This window comes from Caballeronia arationis (genome assembly GCF_001544975.2).
GTDB classification, from domain to species: Bacteria; Pseudomonadota; Gammaproteobacteria; order Burkholderiales; family Burkholderiaceae; genus Caballeronia; species Caballeronia arationis.
Window position 1 is genome coordinate 1 of record NZ_FCOG02000360.1, and the last position, 2,364, is coordinate 2,364.

Sequence of the window (2,364 nt, forward strand, 5' to 3'; positions counted from 1 at the left end):
CGCGCAGTCGCGCTGCTGGAGTCGGACGGGACGGTACAGTCAATCGGCGATCCGCTTCATCAGCCCGAGCAGCGGCAGTCGGAGGACGAACGGGCAGGCGATGGCTCATCATCGGTCGTTCACAACGAAGATAACCGCGATGGCAGCAGCGACGACGACTTGCCCGATCCCAACGAGACGCTGGAGGACAAGCGTCACCGCATGTCGGACCTGCTGCATCGTCTGGGCCTGAGTCAGCCGGAGCGACAGAACGGCTTTCGCAGATACGCGCACCAGACGTACGGTCGCGGCTGGATCGAACGGATCGCTGATGTCGATGCGATGAACGCGCGCCTTAAAACCGCGCTCGACGATCCCGCTGCGCTTGACGTCGAGATTCAGGACGCGATTGCGCAAGCTGCTTACGTCTAACCTTGGCCAGTCCCCCTTTTGGGGGGCTGGCGTCCTTTCTTTCGAGACTGGCACCTTCTTCCACGCTCGCGCATGAGAGCATTTCAGCAAGAACCGCTTGCTCAAATGTTTTCGACCGCGCTGTACCTGCGCATCGAATCCCGTCCGCTTCGGCGGCCCATCTACTTGTTCACGCGAAGGACCTTCCGATGCGTAGAGTCGGCAACTTCACGCTGTTCTTCGGCGCGGAGGATGCTTTTAGCAACTGGCATCTGTGCCGCTTTTCCTATCACGACGTCGATTTCCGCTCGGTAGAACAGTTCATGATGTTCTCGAAAGCCAAGCTGTTCGGCGACGAGGACATTGCTGAAGCTGTGCTAGCCACCCATCTGCCGAAGGAACAAAAAGCACTCGGCCGCAAGGTCAGGGGCTTCGACCTCGACACGTGGAAAGCAAAGCGCGAGTCGATCGTCTACGTCGGATGCCGCGAGAAGTTCGCACAGCATCCAGGCCTACGCACGCTGTTGCTCGCGACGGCACCGACGGAGCTTGTCGAAGCCAGTCCCTACGATGTGATCTGGGGCGTGGGCTTAAGCGAGCACCATCCTGACATCACGGACAAATCGAAGTGGCGTGGCCAGAACCTCCTGGGCCAAGCACTGATGAAAGTCCGCGACACGCTTAGTTCCTAACCTTTTACCGAGCGCGCGATACCGGCGCATCGACACTCACTGGCTACCTTCGGGTGGCCTTTTTCATTTATAGGAGACGACTTTGAAAATCGCTCATTTTTCTGATTTGCACTACGCGCCGGGAAACCTCGAAGAGTCGGACCGCTGCTTTGGCTTTGCAATCGACCACGCCGTTCTCGCGCACGCCGATGTTGCGGTGATCTCGGGCGACGCGACGGACCATCGTCTCGACGCACATGCGCCTTCATTAAACCGCCTTGCACGGCGCATCAATGGGCTGAGCGGCAGTATGCCGGTCTTGATGCTGCAGGGTACGTTTTCACATGAGCCGCCGGGCACGCTGCGCAATTTTGAACTGATGGCAACGACGCATCAGATCTATGTGGCCGAACGGGTCCAGCAGGTGAGCCTTCACGAGGGGCGGTTTTACGCCTCGAGAGGCCCGGTGTACTCCGACGAGGAGCTACGCGAGGTGCTCGCGATCGGCGCCGATGTCGTGTTCACCTGCTTGCCCACCGTCAACAAGGGTCAATTGGCGGCCGCTGTCGGTGCCAAGGAAGCCGGGACGGGTCTTGAAGCCGTGCTGGGTGACTATCTGGCTGCTGCCGGGCGCGTCAACCAGCAGCTTCGCGCCGCAGGCATCCGTACTGTCGGGGTCTCCCACGGCACGGTCAACGGCTGTACGACCGAGCACGGCGTGACGATGGCGGGGTTCGACCACGAGTTTTCGCTTGGCAGTCTGTTCGAGGCTGAATGCGATGCTTTCATGCTTGGACACATCCACAAGGCGCAGCAGTGGGAGCGAGCGGGCCGCGTCGTGGCCTATCCCGGTTCCATCGGGCGATTCCACTACGGTGAGGAAGGTGACAAGGGCTTTCTGATGTGGAATGTTGATGTTGGAAGGGCCCAAGCTGATTTGGTCGTTACGCCTTCGCGGCAGACGATCTGCATCGACTTTGACGGACCGCCCGACATGCAACGCCTGACGGCAATCGCGCTCGATGCGACCGACAAGTTCGTGCGAGTTCGTTGGCAGGTCGACGAAGAGCACAAACAGTCAGTGGACCGTGACGCGATCGCGGCGCTGTTCGCCAATGCGGCAGAGCTGAAGGTCGAAGGCCGCATTCTTCCCGTTGTCCGCTCACGCGCCCAAGGCATCAGCCTCGAAACGTCGATTGATCGGAAGCTCGAGCGCTGGTGCGAGCACACGGACGTCGATCCGGCGCCGTTGCTGGAGCGGCTGCAGTTGCTTGAAACCGGGGACGCAGAAGCGATCGCCGCT

General features: G+C 60.3%; 2 protein-coding genes and 1 pseudogene. All 3 read left to right on the forward strand.

Annotation, left to right across the window (positions count from 1 at the left end; all coding sequences use genetic code 11):
* Positions 1 to 411, forward strand: a pseudogene (locus AWB81_RS42150) (recombination directionality factor); the annotation flags it as partial.
* Positions 412 to 599: 188 nt separating this feature from the next.
* Complete coding sequence (ybiA, locus tag AWB81_RS42155) at positions 600 to 1,082, forward strand: riboflavin biosynthesis intermediates N-glycosidase (RefSeq protein ID WP_062644456.1); 483 nt, start codon at positions 600 to 602, stop codon at positions 1,080 to 1,082.
* Between the two features lie 82 nt (positions 1,083 to 1,164).
* Positions 1,165 to 2,364 (forward strand): metallophosphoesterase family protein (locus AWB81_RS42160; protein ID WP_062644459.1); only part of this gene is annotated, 1,200 nt, incomplete at its 3' end.